Consider the following 18547-nt stretch of genomic DNA (forward strand, 5'->3'; position numbering starts at 1 on the left):
AAAATGCGATTAAGACTAATCATATTGATAATTCTGATTCCAATTCAAATGCTTGCATCGGACTCAACCCGTTTGGAAAGTGATTTTTTCCAATCCATCAGAGCCAATCAGGTTGATAGCTACATAACATTTGGGCAGGGATTTGGGAATCTTGAACCGATGATTTTTGAGGGGTTGGTTGCTCCTTACTTCTTGCTTCGAGCAAGGAAGGATGCACGTTGGGCAGGAACCGTATCGCCAGCAATTATGATTAGGATGAAAGCAGAAGAATCTTTTCCGGTATACTCCCCAAACTACCTGCCCAATATAACGCTCTATCATCAGCTTAGCGAGAAAAACGGAGAGGTTAAGTACCTCTTCGTTACCCTTAGGCATCACTCCAACGGGCAGTTCAACAGTTTCTACAACGAAGATGGTTCCCTGAACACAAAAACTGGTGATTTTTCAACCAACATGGTTGAGTTTGGCGCCTTTTTCAACAAGCCCGTAATCCCTTTTTCAAACACAAAGGAATATTTCAGAACATCCTTAGAATATCACCTTGATTATGGGCGAAGTGAGGAGTTGCAAGTAATATATAGCTTCGTGAGATGGCATAACAGCTTCAGAATCTATAAGTTTCCCTTACCCAAATCAACATTGAAAAGGCTGGGCTATCAGCCATCACCACGGGTACAAAGCAAGGTGGAGACAACCTGGATGTTTGGTAACCTTAACAACGCTAGTTTTTTTGATCTGAAGGAGCGCTTCAACCTTTCACTAACCATAGCCTATCGGCCAAAAGTGCTTAACGATGTTAGCCTTTTTGCAAATTTTTACAGCGGAAAGGATTATTACAATATGCAATTTTCAAACCGATTAAATGTATTTCGATTCGGAATTCAGGCTTATACAATTCGATAAATCAAAAAATCAAAGGAGAACAAAACAATGAGAACAAAAATTTTTATTACAGCAATGGCAATTATTGCCACAGCAATGGCTTATCAGCCAGCAAGTGCCCAGCTAACCGGACAGCAGGTAATGGAAAAGGTTTACAACAATCCATCGGGCGACGATACTCAGGGTAGTTTAACCATGACCCTAACCAATAACCGAGGCGAACAGCGGGTACGTACATTAAAACAGTTTATAAAGGACGATGGAAAGATGGAGAAGAAAATTATGTTCTTTGTAGCGCCAGCTGATGTGAAAAACACATCGTTTATGAACTGGAGCTACACCGATGGTCGTAGCGACGACCAGTGGATCTACCTTCCAGCCCTTAAGCGAACCAAGCGCATTTCCAGCGATGGTAAAAGCGATAATTTTATGGGTTCCGACTTCACCTACGACGATCTGGGCGATCGCCATCCCAATCAGGATAACCACAAGCTACTCCACGAGGAAACGATAGAAGGAAAGGATTGCTACGTGGTGGAAAGCACTCCCAAGGAGGACGATTATATGTACTCAAAAACCATTACCTGGGTAATGAAGGACAACTACCTTGGGTTAAAGCGTGAGTTTTACGACGACAGGGAAAAACTGCTGAAAGTACTTACCATTAAGAAATACGACAAGGTTGATGGTTTCTGGACCATTCTCGAAACCGAGATGCACAACGTGCAGAAGGATCATCGAACCAATATGAAATTTACCGATGTTCAGAAGAACAAAGGAATTTCCAACAGCAAGTTTACCGAGCGTAGCATGACGTTAGGAAACTAATTGATTGTTTAACATAGATCTTTATAATGTATTGATAACAGAATTTCAATATGCTTCAATAAAAATAAGAAATGATGAGACAAAGAATAATATTCACTACAATTTTCCTATCCCTAATAGTGGGAACTAGCCAAGCACAGGAGGATAAAGGTATTGATATATCGGGTTTTGCCCGAAACTATACGGGTGTGCTAACAGGCGGAGATAATGAGTTTTCAATTATTCAGAATACGTTTAACCTGTCTTTTGAGAAAAAGCAGGAAAAAGTTAGCTTTAAAGTAAATCCATACCTATACCATTACTTCGATCGTGATTTGGAGCTGGGTTTGCGTGAGGCCTACCTCGATTTGCGCTTCGACAATATGGATCTTCGCCTGGGCAAGCAGCAAATAATTTACGGAAAAGCCGAGGGTGTATTTATTACCGATGTGGTTGCACCAAAGGATTTACGGGAATTTCTACTACCCGATTTCGATGAGATTCGTATGGGTGTAACCTCAGCTAAGCTCAACTACTACTTTGGCAACAGCACCATCGAGGTGGTATGGTCACCAGTTTTTACGCCTACTCAAATGCCCGCCGATGGCTCCATCTGGAGTCCCACAATGCCATTCCCCATTACCCCAACATTCGATTACTCAACTGCTGAAATCGAACCAAAGCTCGAGAATAGCGAATACTACCTCCGATTCTCATCCATGTCGTCTAAAGCCGATTTTGAAATTGTTGGTGGATACTTCTGGGCTGATGATCCTGCGATGCATATTACAAAACAGATTAATCCAGCTACTTTGCAACTTGTTGGCTTAACCGTTCGTCCTGAGTACCATAGGTTAACCATGGGGGGTGCAAGCATTGGTATTCCCCTTGGTCCATTAGTTGTTCGAAGTGAAGGGGGTTACTATTCAGGAAAATATTTCCAAACCGAAACGCCAACCATTCCCGATGCCACCATCGAAAAGGATTTTTTACACTACATGATTGGTGTTGATTACACCCTTGCGGGTGTAAGATTATCGGCCCAATTTATTCAAGAGAATATTCTTGATTATGAGGAAGGAATCCGTAACGATGAATATGAAAACACAATGACTTTTCTGGCCAAAAAAGACTTTCTGAGGGAACGCCTTTGGCTTGAATTTTTTGCATACATTGGACTAAATAATGGCGATGCGCTTATGCGGCCAAAGGTGTCATACTCTTTTGCCGATGGATTCGATATTCAGCTAGGAGCAAACTTTTTTGTTGGAACGGAAGGACGGTTTGGTCAGTACAATACAAATGATATGATTTATACCAAAATGAAATATAGTTTTTAAATCTGAATTTTGCAATAATTTGAATGACTCAATGCCCATTACTCAATATTTGTTGAGTATGGGCATTGTACCAATTTAAGGATTTACCCTGTCCATTAGCCGCACATTTTTCCTTAGTGATTCGATGTTCTTAATCAATCCCTTAGCAGAGATCGTTGCGCCACTTATAGCATCAACGTTTTGGCCGTAGTCATAGGCAGTTTCTGAATCTATTTGCAGCTTACTTAACCAGCGTTTATTGGTAACTTGCAACCCATATGTAGAAGGGTAGTCTGTTACTCTAACCCGAAGAACTGCACCCTCTGGACTAAGAAGGACTAATGATGTAAATGTATGCATCCTTCCCTTGGTTTCAAGTTGAAACAGGTAGGCCATTGGCTTATCTGCTCCACATATTTCCCAGGAACCAGTAACCTTCTTTATATCAAAAGTGGCTGGATCTAGGTTTTGAGGTCTGGTAACAATCTCCGATTTGCCAAACTCTTCTCTTAAAATGCTTTTGTGATGCCTAGTAAACTCCTGAGCGTTTGCCAGCAGGCAAGTTATCAATGATAATGTGGTGAATAACCATTTCATAGTTTAAAAATTTACGCCAACGCCCATGTTGAAAACACCGTTATTCATAGTGTCGGCTCCATTACGGTAGAAAATATAATCGATCTTAAAAACTGCATTCTGATGGAATTTGTAGCCAACGCCAACGCCCAATCCGTTGTATGAGTATGAATCATTGGCAGCAAGTTCTCCGGCAACATCAAAATGGCTGTTGTAGTGTTCCCAGCGAACAAATGGTTCTACCTCATGCTGCTGGTCTTGCATATTGAAAGGAATTACATACGACACCTCAGCATAGTACCCAAAAAGAGCCGATCCCAAATCACGACCAGTAAATTGGTTGTAGGCGCTGGTATTACTTAGGTCGCTATACACTATCTGACCCGTTGAACGGAAATTACCAAAACGGTATCTATAGTCAAAAGCCATCATACTTACACCTACTACGGAACTATCGGCCTTTTGCACCAGATCTTTATTGGTAAAGTCTATGCCGTTGTACAGGCTCGATTGGGTTTTACCAAAATACCCCGATAGCCCAACCTCTAAGCCTAAAATGCCGTGGTATGAGATTTTTGCCGATAAATTTGGGCTACTCATAAACGATTCGGCTCCTTTCTGCCTACCTCCTCGGAGGGCGTCAACCCCTTTCAGCTTTGCTGACCCATCGTAGCTGGCAAAGCCATTTACAAGGTAAAGCTGATACGTTAGGCTTGCAGCCGTAAGCTGCCCAGTGAACCCCATTCCAATTTCTCTCCATGTAGTTGGAACAATTCTAGTATCGAGTAACGGTCTTTCTACCCCATTAAAACTTGGTGGCTCATGGTATTCGTTTATTATACCCATAGGTATTAACACCAAACCCGCACGAAAATTAAGTAAAGGAGAAAAGGCGTAGTTGAGATAAGCTTGCTCAATGTATACTTCTGTTACATGTTCAAACTCAACCTCTGTTAAAAACGATAAGCGTTTATTGTACTGATAGCCAAAAAGTAAAACCATTCGATGAATGTCGATTTTTGAATTACTATTCTGATTTGGGATAAATGGCTGGTTGAAGTCAATCTGTCCGTATCCTCCTATAGTTACTTTTTTATCGCTTTCAGGATCGCTCGCATATGTATAAGTTGTTGGTAACCCAAAACTAATTCCAAGAATTAGTGTGACAAGTAAGCATTTGTATATTGTTCTCATTTTTTGTAAGATAAGTTTGTTTTTTCTGGGGCAAAGCTAATAAGGGCTAAGCGATTCTACAATCCCCAAATGTTGGTATTTAGACAAAGATCAAATAAAAATAAAAATATTTCAATTTTCCCATAGGGTAGATTGTTGTTTAAGGGTCATAGTAGTGAAAGCAAAAAAATAATAACCCTTAATACAATACAGCTATGAAAACAATTGCTAACTACCTACGGAAAATGAGCACGCTGGCACTGATGGTGCTTATGCTCAGCCCTGCATTTGGGCAAAATGGCAATGGCTTTATCACCCTAAGCGGTACGCTTAAGGATGCCAAAACCAACAACAACCTATACTTTGCTTATGTTACTGTACCCGGCACACACATTGGCACGGTTTCGAACAGCGAGGGTGAGTTTACCCTAAAAATTAACAGGAGTATCGATGCCAAGGAGGTTGAGTTCTCCCATCTGGGGTACAAATCGAAACGAATTGCCTTAAATGAATTGCTAAACGGGGCGGTAGAGGTTAAACTCGAGCCCGCATCGGTAGCCCTTAGTGAAGTTACCATCCGGCCCGAAGACCCACTAACCATTGTGAAGGAGGCCCTGCGTAAGGTACAGTTTAACTACAGCGATAAGCCCAATATGCTTACCGGGTTCTACCGCGAAACCATCAAGCAGCGCCGCGATTACATTTCAATTTCCGAGGCAGTCGTCGATATCTATAAAGCGTCGTACAAGCCCATGGGTGGTGGCGACAGGGTAAAGCTTTACAAGGGTCGCAAAAGTGCCAACGTGAAAAAAGCCGATACTCTGGCCGTGAAGTTACAGGGAGGCCCCAGCGTGTCGCTTCTGCTCGATGTTGCCAAGAATGCTGATGTGATTTTCTTCGAAGATTTTGAGGATTACTACGAGTTTAGAATCGATGATGTGGTTACCATCGACGATAAGATTAGCTACGTAATTAGCTTTGCACAGAAAGAGAACATTGACTTCCCGCTTTACTATGGCAGGCTATTTATCGATACTCGAAACCTAGCCATTACCCATGCGCACTTTAGCCTTAACCTCGACAACGAGGAGGAGGCAGCCAAGCTGTTCATCCTGCGTAAGCCTAGGGGCGTTAAGTTTACTCCTACCAGCACATCGTACTACGTAACCTACACCGAGAACGATGGCAAGTACTACCTAAACTACATGCGCAACGAGCTTACCTTTAAGGCCAACTGGCGTCGTCGGATATTTAACACAAACTACGCCGTGGTGGCCGAGATGGCCATAACTGATAGGGATTTGGAGAATACCGAGAGGTTTGCTCTCCGCGAGACCTTTAGGCAGAGAGATGTGCTAGCCGAAGCAGTTGAAGCGTTCAATGATGATGACTTCTGGGGTGAGCACAACTACATTAAGCCCGAGGAATCCATTGAGGATGCCATCCGCAGATATGGCCGCCGTTTGATGAGGCAGCAGAAGTAAAAGCGAAAAGGGTATGCTGCGCCAGTTTACCTCGGCGCAGCAACCTTTTTTGTAATAGTTTTATTCCATTTTCATATCTTTGGGGCAATTAATCGGCAGCAATATGGGCTTACTGATAAGCTTTTCGCACAGAAAAATACAGCAGGGTGACATAAAAGAGTTCGAAAAGCTCTTTCGAAAGATGTACACCGAGCTCTGCCACTTTGCCAACAAATTTGTGCGAGATATGGATGTTGCCGAGGAGGTTGTGCAGGATCTTTTCTACAACTATTGGAAGAACAGGGAACGCATAGAAATAAAAACATCCATTAAATCGTACCTATATCAAGCTACCAAAAACCGATGCCTTAAGGTTATAGAGCACAACGCCGTAAAGGATAGATACAACCAGGAGGTTAAAATACAGTATGAGCAGGCTGAGCAGCAGGCAGGACAAGAGCTGGAAACGGAGGAACTCTCCCAGATTATTGACAAAACCTTGGATGAACTCCCTGAACGTTGCCGCCAAATATTTGTGATGAACCGATTCGATGGGATGAAGTACCAGGAGATAGCCGACAAGCTATCGGTATCGGTAAAAACCGTGGAGGCAAATATGGGCAAAGCCCTAAAGCTTTTTAGAGTAAACCTTAAGCAGTACCATGGGGTAACCTGCTAAATATACGAAATTATGAAGTTGAACCTAGATATACCAACCCATTGCAGCCTAATAGCAAGGTACTTGGCTCAGGAAATGACCGCTTCCGAGGCCAATGATTTTGAGGTAATGGTAAGCAGTAGTCCCCATAATATGGTACTACTGGAGGACTTCAGGAGAGACTGGAAACAAATTGGAAACATTACAATGAAACAACCTAATGTGGATAAAGCTTGGCAAAACCTTTCGTCTAAGCTAAACGAGGAGGCTTTGGTTGAGAGCGTAAACGAAAGGCCACTGCATAAACAAGCGTGGTTAAGGGCAACTGCTGCAGTTGCTGTAGTGCTGGTTATTGCATCAGCCTTTCTCTTTACAAGTATTTTAAACCAAAACATTACAATCCAATCAACTGCCGAGCCCACAACGTTAGTTCATAGCCTAACCGATGGTAGCGTGATTTACCTTGAGCCCAACACAACCATTACCTACTCCAAACGATTTGGTAAGAGAAGCAGGAGCATATCCCTCGATGGCGAGGCTTTCTTCGAGGTGGCTCACAATCCTCAAATCCCCTTTGTGGTCGAGACCACAAGTGCCCAGGTGCAGGTGCTGGGAACCTCGTTCACAGTAAAGGCCATTAAGGATTCCAACTTCGAGGTGCTGGTTCAAACCGGATCGGTGAATGTAGAGGCCAAGGCACGTAAGGCCAATAGGGTAATTGCCCTGGCTGGCGATAGGGTTACCATGGCAAACAATGAGCTTACCAAAACCAGCGGAGTGGTTTCGCCCGAGCTTAGGTACAAGGCAAGTAGGATACAGTTTAAGGACGAGCAGTTGGCTAGCATAGTAAAGGTGCTTAACAAGTCCTTTGGGGCAAATATCGTTGTCGATTCAGACAGCGTGGGATACCGCAGGCTTACCGTAACCTTTGTCGACAGTTCCATTGACTCAGTGGTTGAGGTGATATGCGCAGCTTTAGGCTTAGAAGCAAAGTACGAGAATAACACCATAATACTATGGCAACCCTAGAATGGTCAACGCCTCAAAAAATACCTGCAGGTTAACAACACGCGCCTCACGCATTGTTAGGGTTTTCCTGCTGATTGCAATTCTGAGCAGGGGTACTTGGGGTATGGGGCAAAGTTCCGGTGATGATTTGTTTAGCAAGCGCGTTACTATACCTAGCCAAAGAACTACCGTATATAAAGCGTTAAACCAGCTGGCCGATAGCATAGGCTTTCAGTTTGCTTACGATAGCCGCCTGGTTGATAACGACCGTAGGATTCGGCCCCAGGCACAGAATGTTGAGCTAAGGCGGGCGTTGCATCACATACTAGGCGATAGCCTTTTTCTCTTCACCGTTTACGATAACCATATCCTTATCCACAGAAAAAAGGAAACCATTGAGGAGCTAGAAACTCAGCAGCCAGTTCCTCTGTCCTACACAATGCTCAGGGGCCGAGTGCTCGATTCCCAAACCCTAAAGCCCATATCCTACGTAACGGTAGGTATCCCCGAGATGGGGTTGGGTAGCATTACCAATCAGGAGGGGTTCTTTCAGCTTAAAATTCCTCTGAAGCAAGATCCCCGAACCATCAGCCTAATGCATTTAGGGTACAAAACCCGAAAGTTCCCAGTCGAGCTGCTGGCGGCTGAACCCATCGATATTTTCCTTGAGGCCGATGTAATATCGATACAAGAGGTAATTATACGTAATGTGGACCCCAAGCAACTTTTACGAGATGCATTTGCCCGAATACCCGATAATTACAGCGCTAAGCCTGTTTACCTCACCTCATTCTACCGCGAGGGGGTGGTTAAAAACGATAAGTACCAGAACTACTCCGAGGCCATTTTTAAGATTTACAAATCATCCTATACCAGACCCAATGAAACCGATCAGGTGAAGCAGCTCAAGTCGAGAAAAACCCAGAACCTAGAGCCCGCTGATACCCTAAGTATTAAACTTAGAGGTGGCATTAATAGCTCGCTTACCCTCGATTTGGTGAAGCATCCCCCCTTTTACCTCGAGGAGGAGTTTCTTCAGTACTACAATTTTACACGCAATGATATTATTACCATAGGCGATAGGGTGGCCTATGCCATTGGGTTTAATCTGAAGGAGGGTGTTACCGAACCCCTTATGGAGGGGGTGCTTTATATCGATATTGATAACCTTGCCATTCTGGGAGCCGATTTTAAGGTTAGCCCCCAAAACATTGGCAGGGCAACCGATCAGTACGTTTACAAACGAAACCGGAGGTTCCGTCTCCGCCCCGTAAGCATATCCTACTCCGTTCGGTACAAGAGCTACGATGGAGTGCACCACCTGTCGCACGTTAGGGGCGATTTAAAGTTTCGGTATCGATACAGGCGCAGCCTGTTTAACAACTCCTTCCATCTATTCTTTGAGCTGGTAAACACCCAGATTGAGACCGATAATGTGGTGCGCTTCGATAGGCGCGAGCTGGAGCCAATGCACAATGTGTTCCTCGATAACTCATGGGTATACGACCAAGTTTTTTGGAACGATTTAAACATAATACCGCCCGAGAAAAGTGTATTCGACGCGCTTAATGATATTAACGCCAAGATTGAGGAGGTTCGATACCAGTAGTATGCTACTGTAAGATTTTTGCTGCTAAAAATCATACTTTTAGAATCTGCTTTTCCTCCCATTTCATTTCGTGGTTATTCCCAAACCCCTTATATTTGCAATTTATTTAGACTGATTCCAATTTGTATGTTATCTTTTTAACAGAGGGGTAAACAAATTGCCATTAATGGCGTTGTTCCCACTAAGAGAAGAAGCATTAAAAAGTATCAAAATCAATAAACTGTAAGTAATGGCCAACGATCAGGATAAGATTCTCGATGAGGTAACGGGCTCGGAGTATAAGTATGGCTTTGTTACCGATATCGAAACCGAAACCATACCTAAGGGGTTAAGCGAAGATGTGGTTCGCATCATCTCCGAGAAAAAAGGTGAGCCTGAGTGGATGCTTGAGTTTCGCCTTAAGGCTTTTCGCCACTGGCAAACCATGGATATGCCCCAGTGGGCACACCTCAACATCCCCGATATCGATTTTCAGGATGTTATATACTACGCTGCCCCCAAGCAAAAGCCCAAGCTCGAGAGCTTAGATGAGGTAGACCCCGAGCTGCTCGACACCTTCAATAGGCTTGGTATTCCGCTCGAAGAGCAAAAAATGCTAACAGGCGTTGCCGTTGATGCGGTCATGGACAGCATATCGGTAAAAACCACTTTCCGCGAAACGCTTGCCGAGCAGGGTATCATATTTTGCTCCATGAGCGAAGCTATTCGCGAGCACCCCGACCTGGTGAAGAAGTACTTAGCCTCAGTGGTGCCAGTTAGCGATAACTTTTTTGCTGCGCTCAACTCGGCCGTATTCAGCGATGGCAGCTTCTGCTACATCCCAAAAGGGGTTCGTTGTCCAATGGAGTTGAGCACATATTTCCGTATCAACGCAGCCAATACGGGGCAGTTTGAGCGTACGCTCATTGTGGCCGACGACGACAGCTACGTGTCGTACCTTGAGGGGTGCACCGCACCTCAGCGCGACGAGAACCAGCTGCATGCCGCTGTGGTTGAGATTGTGGCAATGACCAACGCCGAGGTTAAGTACTCCACCGTGCAGAACTGGTATCCTGGCGATAAGAATGGAAAGGGTGGTATCTACAACTTTGTAACCAAACGTGGCATTTGCAAGGGAGCCAATAGCAAAATATCTTGGACACAGGTAGAGACCGGTTCGGCTGTAACATGGAAATACCCCAGCTGCATACTCATGGGCGATAACTCTTACGGCGAGTTCTACTCCGTGGCAGTAACCAACAACCATCAGCAGGCCGATACCGGAACCAAGATGATACACATTGGCAAGAATACCCGTAGCCGAATTGTATCCAAAGGTATTTCGGCAGGCGTAAGCAACAACAGCTACCGTGGGCTGGTTAAGGTGGTGAAGAATGCCGAAAATGCACGGAACTTTTCCCAATGCGACTCATTGCTCCTTGGCGACAAGTGCGGAGCGCATACATTCCCCTATATAGAGGTGGACAACCCCAACGCCATCGTGGAGCATGAGGCCACCACATCAAAAATTGGTGAGGATCAAATTTTTTACTGCAACCAGCGAGGCATTTCCACCGAGGATGCTGTGGCCCTAATTATTAATGGTTACGCCAAGGAGGTGCTCAACAAGCTCCCCATGGAGTTTGCCGTTGAGGCGCAGAAACTACTTGCTATTAGCCTCGAGGGTAGCGTTGGATAAAAAAAAAGAATAGTACATATTTTTCAATAGATTTTAAGAACCGAAGCTATGTTATCAATAAAAAACCTACACGCCAGCATCAACGGAAAAGAGATTCTCAAGGGTATTAACCTAGAGATAAAACCTGGCGAAATTCACGCCATAATGGGGCCCAACGGCTCAGGGAAAAGCACCCTTAGTGCAGTACTTGCAGGCCGCGAACTATTTGAGGTAACTCAGGGCGAGGTAACCTTCAATCAGAAAGATTTGTTTGAGCTATCGCCCGAGGAACGCTCGCGCGAGGGACTTTTCCTCAGTTTCCAGTATCCCGTGGAGATTCCTGGCGTAAGCATGGTGAACTTTATGAAAACAGCCCTTAACGAGCATCGCAAGCATAAAGGGCAAGATCCTCTTTCCGCATCGGACTTTCTAAAGCTGATGCGTGAGCGCAAGGAGCTGGTGGAGATTGACTCGGCTCTTACCAACAGAGCCGTTAACGAAGGGTTTTCTGGTGGCGAGAAGAAGAAGAACGAGATTTTTCAAATGGCCATGCTTGAGCCCAAGCTGGCTATTCTCGACGAGACTGATTCAGGTCTCGACATCGATGCGTTACGCATTGTGGCCAATGGCGTAAATAAGCTTAAAAAGCCTGAAAATTCCACCATTGTTATTACCCACTACCAAAGGCTTTTAGAATACATTGTGCCCGACTTTGTGCATATCCTATACAACGGTCGCATTGTGAAAACTGGAGGTAAAGAGTTGGCGCTCGATCTTGAAGAGAAAGGGTACGACTGGATTAAGAATGGAGAAGAGGAATAAATGCTAAGACAATTTCAGATTTAAGAATATTGATTAACGATTTTTGATGTATACGGCTCTAGTAAACACTTTATTGATTGGTTCATCTGTTTTTGTGATAGGAAACTAATATTCCCAAATATGAACAGGTTTGATTTAGAGGAAAGGCTTATAAACTTTGCAGTTCTAATTGTCGACATATCTGAGTCGATGCCAAAATCATATGCAGGGAATCATCTTTCTGGTCAACTATTGCGATCTGGAACATCGCCAGCGCTTAACTATGGTGAGGCACAGGGCGGCGAATCAAGGAAAGATTTTATTCATAAAATCAAAATTGTGTTAAAGGAGTTAAGAGAAACATATGTGTGTTTAAAAATTATTCAACGCTCAAGTCTTTTTACCGATGAGGATAAGTTAGCTAAGGCTTTAGTTGAAAATAATGAGTTAATTTCCATTTTTGTTAAAAGTGCCGAAACTGCTCAAAAGAATCTTGGATTAGCCAAGTAATCTTGTCTCTTTTAATCATAAATCCAAAATCGTTAATCCTTGTTCATTATTCAATTAATAAGATATGAACCCAACAACCACAATATCCCCCAAAGAGGAGCTTATCAACCTCTACATCGATAACCTCGATTTGATAACCGAGAACTCTGCCGATGTGCTTAACCATGCGCGATCGTCGGCTGTGGAGAGCTTTAAACTGCTTGGCTTCCCCAGTGCTAAGAGCGAGAAGTACAAGTACATGAAGGTGGAGCAGCTCTTTCGCAACGATTACGAGAAGTACTTTGCCCCCAAGCAAATCACCTTTAATGTCGATGATATTTTCCGCTGCGATATCCCTTCGCTCGATACCCACCTAGCCCTCACCCTCAATGGTTTTTATCTTAACAACCCCGATATGCTGGTTGAGTTTGAGCATGGGGTAATTGTGGGAAGCCTGGCCGAGGCAGCTAAGAAGTATCCCAATGTGGTGAGCAAGTACTACAATACCCTGGCCAACAACGATGAGGATGGTTTGGTTGCCCTCAATACGGCATTTGCGCAGGACGGAGTTTTTATCTACATACCCAAGGGCGTGGTGCTCGAGAAGCCCATCCAGATTATCAACCTGCTCATGAGCGACGAGAACCAGATGGTTCAGTACCGTAATCTGATTGTGGCCGAGGAGAATGCACAAGCCGATATAGTGATATGCGATCATACGTTATCGCCTTCGGTTTTCATCTCCAACGTGGTAACCGAGGTGGTAACCAACAAAGGGGCGAATATCGATATTGTATCGATGCAGAACCAGCACAACGACTCAACCCAATTCTCGCACCTATTTGGAAAGCAGGAGCGCGACTCGGTGTTAAGTACCAACACGGTTTCGCTACACGGTGGCGTAATTCGGAATAACGTACATATTTTGCTAAACGACGAGGGATGCGAGAACCATACCTATGGGCTGGCTTTAGTGGATAGGAATCAGCATGTAGATATGTACTCGTTTATCGATCATGCCAAGCCAAACTGTACCAGCAACGAGCTGTACAAGGCAATCCTCGACGATCAGGCTACGGGTGCCTTTAACGGACGGATTCTGGTGCGCAGGGATGCCCAAAAAACGCAGGCATTCCAAAGCAACAACAACCTGCTGCTTACTGCCGATGCTAGAATGAACACCAAGCCTCAGCTCGAGATTTACGCCGATGATGTGAAGTGTACCCACGGTGCCACCGTTGGCCAGCTCGATATGGAGGCCAAATTCTACATGCAGTCGCGCGGAATTGGTGAGCGCGAAGCCAAGCTACTGCTTATGTTCGGTTTTGCCCACGATGTGGTTGGCAACATTAAAATTGAACCACTCCGCGAGCGAATTGATGAGCTGGTGAATAAGCGTTTGCGGGGCGAGCTCTCACGATGCCACAATTGTCCTATGCATTGCTGCTAACAGAGGGTGTTGATTTACGCCCTATGTTTTGCTATATTTGTCTTTATTGATTCATCTTAAAAGCTGCTTTGACCTATGACAACAGTAGAAATCAAAAAGAAGCTAATTAAGCGTATTAACGACAGCGAAAATGAATTGTTGTTAGAGGAGATTTTCAGGCTAATGGAGGGTGATGATCCTGATGGAATAATGTATCTTTCCGATGACCAGAAAGCATCAGTACGCGAAGGGCAAGAAGATTATAGGCAAGGACGGGTAATTTCCCAAGAAGATTTAGATAGGGAGGTTGATGAATGGCTAAAAGAGTAGTCTGGACAAGAAAAGCCCGTTTAGACAGATTTGCCATTTTAAAATATTGGCAAAAATGAAATAAATCTAAAACCTATAGCAAAAACTAAACAAACTATTTGTCCAGTCTGCATTAATCATTAGCAAGTATCCTGAAATTGGCAAGCGAACAGATATTGAAAATGTTAGGGCTAAGATTATAAAAGAGTATTTACTATTTTATGAGATAGCTGGACAGGAGATAATTGTATTAACTATTATTGATGGTCGCAGAGACCCCAATTTGATTTCAAAAAGGATTTCCAAATAGCACTTAGCGCTAAATCTTTCTTCAAATGAGTTTACAACAAAATTCATCAACCCTCAACATCAATAAAATCCGAGCCGATTTTCCCATCCTAAACCAACAGGTACATGGTAAACCTCTGGTTTATTTCGATAACGGCGCCACCACCCAGAAGCCAACCTGCGTACTCGATACCATTGGCTATTTTTACAACCAAGTAAATTCCAATATCCACAGGGGGGTGCATAAGCTAAGCGACGAGTCCACCCGTGCATACGAGGAGGCGCGCGAGGTGGTGCGCTCGTTTATCAATGCCAAAAGCATTAAGGAGATAGTGTTCACCTCGGGTACAACTGCAAGCATAAACCTGGTTGCCTTCTCGTTTGGCGAGGCGTTTATTTCTGAGGGCGATGAGGTAATTGTATCGGAAATGGAGCACCACTCCAATATTGTGCCGTGGCAACTCATGTGCGAGCGCAAAAAAGCTACGCTAAAAGTTTTACCTTTTGACGATAATGGTGAGGTTGAAGTTAGTAAGCTCGACGAGCTAATTACCGATAGAACTAAGATTTTAGCCGTAACCCACGTCTCAAACACCCTGGGTACGGTAAACCCCATTAAGAATATTATTGCAAAGGCGCATAGCCGCAACGTTAAGGTGCTTATTGATGGCGCGCAGGGCGTAAAGCATGGAGTGATTGATGTGCAGGCGTTGGATGCCGATTTTTATGTATTCTCGGGTCATAAACTCTACGGACCAACGGGCATAGGCGTTTTGTATGGTAAGGAGGAGTTGCTAGAGCAGCTACCCCCATGGCAGGGTGGTGGCGATATGATTGCTACCGTATCGTTTACCAAAACCGTATACAACGAGTTGCCCTTTAAGTTCGAGGCGGGAACGGCCAACTACATTGGTGCGGCAGGGCTGGCCACGGCCATAAAGTATTACCAATCCGTTGGAATTGAAAATGCCGTGCGCTACGAGACCGAGCTGCTCGAGTATGCCACCCAGCAGCTGCTAGCCATCGATGGGGTAAGAATTTATGGAACTGCCAAGGAAAAGGCATCCATCATATCGTTTGTGGTGGGTGATATTCACCCCTACGATACGGGTATGATACTCGACAAGATGGGCATTGCTGTACGAACTGGCACCCACTGCACCGAGCCCGTTATGGCTCATTTTGGAATTGATGGCACAGTGCGCGCATCGCTGGCCTTTTACAACACCCGCGAGGAGATTGATAAACTTATTGAGGGCGTGACAAGGGTTAAAATGATGTTTGGGTAGATTTCCGGCACTTTACCAAACCTTAAACCATAAGAATTAGAGATGAAAAAAATTGTTCTTTTAAGCCTTCTCCTTATCTCAGTGCAGATATCATATTCGCAGATAAATGCAATTACCGAAAGAGGCGATGAGGTTATTCTATACAACGATGGCACCTGGAAGTACCTCCATGAAGATACCGTTGAAAGTTCTCAGGTTCATATCAACGAAAAAAAGTTTTTTAAGGATGAGAAATCCTCATTCCTCGTTAAGAGCTCGAAGGTCAATGTTGGGCTATGGATAGACCCAAAAGCCTGGACATTCACAAAAGGAACAGAAAACGATGCTCACGAATATCTTTACCAAAAAAGGGGAGAGGATCTGTATGCAATGTTTATATCGGAACGAGTTCGGATTCCTGTTGAGACTCTTAAGGGCATTGCAGTTCAAAACGCAAAGGGTGTATCGCCCGATATTAGGGTTATTCGCGAGGAGTTTAGGAATGTTAACGGCGTGAAAGTATTTATGATGCAGATGTCGGGTACTATACAGGGGATGAGGTTTGTGTACTATGGCTATTACTACTCTAACTCAAGCGGTACTATTCAGCTTATAACCTATACTGGTGAAAATCTGTTCGAGGGGTATTTTGATGACATTGAGACGTTTTTAAATGGCCTTGTTGAACTCTAACCTTTTGGTTGAGAGGCGAAAATAGATTTATCTAGCCCATCATATCATCATCAGCTAGCTCTATTGATTGGTTAATTCCCAATTTTATTACTCTTAACGATTTTAATTTTTGCAGGGATTGAAAAGCAGACCAAACATTCAATGGTCGCCCAAAAATCTATATCTTTGCAGCCGAATTTTCAATACTTTACATACTATGTTTGAACTTAGTGAACAGGAACAGCTACGTAGAGCATCGCTTGCCGAGATGCGTAAGCTGGGGGTTGATCCATACCCTGCGGCCCAATACCCCGTAAGCCATTACTCATCGGATATTAACAACAACTTCGACTCGCTAAGCGAGGCCAAAACCGAGGTTTGCGTGGCAGGGCGTATCATGACCCGTAGGATCATGGGTAACGCATCGTTTTTCGAGATTCAGGATCAGATGGGTAGGGTACAGGTGTATATCCGCCGCGACGATATTTGCCCTGGTGACGACAAAACCCTTTACAATACCGTTTTTAAGAAATTGCTAGATATTGGCGATATAGTTGGCATTAAGGGATTTGTTTTTAAAACCCAAATGGGTGAGATTTCCATACACACCCAGGAGCTAACCGTGCTGGCCAAATCAATTCGTCCGCTGCCCATTGTTAAGGAGAAGGATGGCCAAACATTCGATGCTTTTACCGATCCTGAGCAGCGCTATCGCCAGCGTTACGTCGATTTGGTGGTAAACCCCAAGGTGCGCGACACCTTTATCAAGCGTAGCCAGATAATTAACACCATGCGCAACTTTTTCAACTCAAAGGGTTACCTCGAGGTTGAAACGCCCATACTGCAGCCTATTCCCGGAGGCGCTGCTGCCCGTCCTTTCATTACGCATCACAATGCGTTGGATATGCCGTTATATCTTCGTATTGCCAACGAGCTGTACCTAAAAAGGCTTATTGTTGGCGGATTTGATGGCGTGTACGAGTTTGCCAAGGATTTCCGCAACGAGGGTATGGATCGTACACACAATCCCGAATTCACCGTTATGGAGATTTACGTTGCCTACAAGGATTACTTCTGGATGATGGATTTTACCGAGGAGATGATTGAGCGTGTGGCCCTAGCCCTACACAATACCACCAAGGTAACCGTTGGCGACAAGGAGATTGACTTTAAGCGTCCGTTCCGCCGCGTAACCATGACCGATGCCATTAAGGAGTACGCAGGTGTTGATATCACCGGAAAGAATGAGGATGAGCTGCGCCAAATCTGCACCGATTTGGGCATTGAGGTGGACGAGTCCATGGGTAAGGGCAAGCTAATCGACGAGATTTTTGGCGAGAAGTGTGAGCATCACTTTATTCAGCCTACTTTTATAACCGATTACCCCATTGAGATGTCGCCGCTATGTAAGCGCCATCGGACAAACCCTGAGCTAACCGAGCGCTTTGAGCTCATGGTGAATGGCAAGGAGCTGTGCAATGCCTATAGTGAACTCAACGACCCCATCGATCAGCTAGAGCGTTTCCAAGATCAGCTTAAGCTAAGCGAGAAGGGCGACGACGAGGCCATGTTTATCGACCACGACTTTGTGCGCGCCCTGGAGTACGGCATGCCAACCTGCTCGGGCATGGGCATTGGAATTGACCGGTTGACCATGTTCATGACCAACCAATCGTCCATTCAGGATGTGCTATTCTTCCCACAGATGAAGCCCGAACCCAAATCGCGCAAGGACTCCCCCGAGGCATATGCAAAGGTTGGTATTCCAGCAGAGTGGGTTCCCGTACTGCAAAAGATGGGGCACACCACCGTAGCCTCGCTAAAAGGGTTAAAGGCCGGCAAGCTGTTTAACGACCTTTGCGGTTACAACAAGAAGAATAAGCTGGGCTTAGATAACCCTGCCATGGAGGATGTGGCCAAGTGGATAGAGGGCTAGACTAGCTATTTTGATATAACAAAAAGCGTTGAGATTGGGTTCTCAACGCTTTTTGTTGATTTACTATATGTACCCTTAATATACCATCGTCCGGATGTTCTTTGGGATCAGTTTAAAAAGTTGTGGAGAAATGATAAAAGCATAATCTTTGTAGTTTTTAAATTACCAGGATTATGTCATCAGATAACGAACATTTTAACAGT

18 protein-coding genes are annotated in these 18547 nt (G+C 44.5%); 16 read left to right on the forward strand and 2 right to left on the reverse strand.

Annotated elements, in window-relative coordinates; all coding sequences use genetic code 11:
- The first annotated feature begins 3 nt into the window (after positions 1 to 3).
- The 3 genes from G8O23_RS14445 (at position 4) to G8O23_RS14455 (ending at position 3029) form a co-directional block, all read left to right on the forward strand.
- Positions 4 to 903: a hypothetical protein gene (locus G8O23_RS14445; RefSeq protein ID WP_166366077.1), complete on the forward strand. Its 900-nt coding sequence runs from the start codon at positions 4 to 6 to the stop codon at positions 901 to 903.
- A gap of 27 nt (positions 904 to 930) precedes the next feature.
- Positions 931 to 1710, forward strand: coding sequence for an outer membrane lipoprotein-sorting protein (locus tag G8O23_RS14450; RefSeq protein ID WP_166366079.1), 780 nt, complete (start codon positions 931 to 933; stop codon positions 1708 to 1710).
- 74 nt (positions 1711 to 1784) lie between these two features.
- The gene (locus tag G8O23_RS14455; protein WP_166366081.1) at positions 1785 to 3029 is read left to right on the forward strand and encodes a DUF1302 family protein; all 1245 of its coding nucleotides are present in this window, start codon (positions 1785 to 1787) and stop codon (positions 3027 to 3029) included.
- A 75-nt stretch (positions 3030 to 3104) separates the two neighbouring features.
- On the opposite strand, the gene G8O23_RS14460 is transcribed toward G8O23_RS14455, so the two are convergent.
- The gene (locus G8O23_RS14460; protein WP_166366082.1) at positions 3105 to 3605 is read right to left on the reverse strand and encodes an FMN-binding protein; all 501 of its coding nucleotides are present in this window, start codon (positions 3603 to 3605) and stop codon (positions 3105 to 3107) included.
- Between the two features lie 3 nt (positions 3606 to 3608).
- Positions 3609 to 4778 carry a porin family protein gene (locus G8O23_RS14465; RefSeq protein WP_166366083.1) on the reverse strand — a complete coding sequence of 390 codons (1170 nt, stop codon included), beginning with the start codon at positions 4776 to 4778 and terminating at the stop codon, positions 3609 to 3611.
- Between the two features lie 194 nt (positions 4779 to 4972).
- Between G8O23_RS14465 and G8O23_RS14470 the strand changes: the two genes are divergently transcribed.
- From G8O23_RS14470 to lysS, 13 genes are all read left to right on the forward strand, one after another.
- Positions 4973 to 6241, forward strand: coding sequence for a carboxypeptidase-like regulatory domain-containing protein (locus tag G8O23_RS14470; RefSeq protein ID WP_166366084.1), 1269 nt, complete (start codon positions 4973 to 4975; stop codon positions 6239 to 6241).
- Positions 6242 to 6344: 103 nt separating this feature from the next.
- Positions 6345 to 6899 (forward strand): RNA polymerase sigma-70 factor, encoded by a 555-nt coding sequence (locus G8O23_RS14475; RefSeq protein ID WP_166366085.1) that lies wholly within the window; start codon positions 6345 to 6347, stop codon positions 6897 to 6899.
- A 12-nt stretch (positions 6900 to 6911) separates the two neighbouring features.
- The gene (locus G8O23_RS14480) at positions 6912 to 7907 is read left to right on the forward strand and encodes a FecR family protein (RefSeq protein ID WP_166366086.1); all 996 of its coding nucleotides are present in this window, start codon (positions 6912 to 6914) and stop codon (positions 7905 to 7907) included.
- A 103-nt stretch (positions 7908 to 8010) separates the two neighbouring features.
- Positions 8011 to 9495, forward strand: a complete 1485-nt coding sequence (locus G8O23_RS14485; protein WP_166366087.1) for a carboxypeptidase-like regulatory domain-containing protein — start codon at positions 8011 to 8013, stop codon at positions 9493 to 9495.
- Between the two features lie 229 nt (positions 9496 to 9724).
- Positions 9725 to 11173: a Fe-S cluster assembly protein SufB gene (sufB, locus tag G8O23_RS14490; protein ID WP_166366088.1), complete on the forward strand. Its 1449-nt coding sequence runs from the start codon at positions 9725 to 9727 to the stop codon at positions 11171 to 11173.
- Between the two features lie 48 nt (positions 11174 to 11221).
- On the forward strand, positions 11222 to 11974 hold the full coding sequence (gene sufC / locus G8O23_RS14495) for a Fe-S cluster assembly ATPase SufC (protein ID WP_166366089.1): 753 nt from the start codon (positions 11222 to 11224) through the stop codon (positions 11972 to 11974).
- A gap of 120 nt (positions 11975 to 12094) precedes the next feature.
- Positions 12095 to 12463, forward strand: coding sequence for a four helix bundle protein (locus tag G8O23_RS14500; protein ID WP_166366090.1), 369 nt, complete (start codon positions 12095 to 12097; stop codon positions 12461 to 12463).
- 64 nt (positions 12464 to 12527) lie between these two features.
- Positions 12528 to 13892, forward strand: coding sequence for a Fe-S cluster assembly protein SufD (gene sufD / locus G8O23_RS14505; RefSeq protein WP_166366092.1), 1365 nt, complete (start codon positions 12528 to 12530; stop codon positions 13890 to 13892).
- Between the two features lie 75 nt (positions 13893 to 13967).
- The gene (locus G8O23_RS14510; RefSeq protein WP_166366094.1) at positions 13968 to 14201 is read left to right on the forward strand and encodes a hypothetical protein; all 234 of its coding nucleotides are present in this window, start codon (positions 13968 to 13970) and stop codon (positions 14199 to 14201) included.
- Positions 14202 to 14319: 118 nt separating this feature from the next.
- The gene (locus G8O23_RS17725; protein ID WP_394351925.1) at positions 14320 to 14490 is read left to right on the forward strand and encodes a type II toxin-antitoxin system RelE/ParE family toxin; all 171 of its coding nucleotides are present in this window, start codon (positions 14320 to 14322) and stop codon (positions 14488 to 14490) included.
- Between the two features lie 25 nt (positions 14491 to 14515).
- Positions 14516 to 15757 carry a cysteine desulfurase gene (locus G8O23_RS14520; RefSeq protein ID WP_166366096.1) on the forward strand — a complete coding sequence of 414 codons (1242 nt, stop codon included), beginning with the start codon at positions 14516 to 14518 and terminating at the stop codon, positions 15755 to 15757.
- Between the two features lie 42 nt (positions 15758 to 15799).
- Positions 15800 to 16429 carry a hypothetical protein gene (locus G8O23_RS14525; protein WP_166366098.1) on the forward strand — a complete coding sequence of 210 codons (630 nt, stop codon included), beginning with the start codon at positions 15800 to 15802 and terminating at the stop codon, positions 16427 to 16429.
- 196 nt (positions 16430 to 16625) lie between these two features.
- Positions 16626 to 18344: a lysine--tRNA ligase gene (lysS, locus tag G8O23_RS14530; protein ID WP_166366100.1), complete on the forward strand. Its 1719-nt coding sequence runs from the start codon at positions 16626 to 16628 to the stop codon at positions 18342 to 18344.
- Positions 18345 to 18547 lie beyond the last annotated feature (203 nt).

Source organism: Perlabentimonas gracilis, from assembly GCF_011174675.1.
Classification (GTDB): Bacteria; Bacteroidota; Bacteroidia; order Bacteroidales; family Tenuifilaceae; genus Perlabentimonas; species Perlabentimonas gracilis.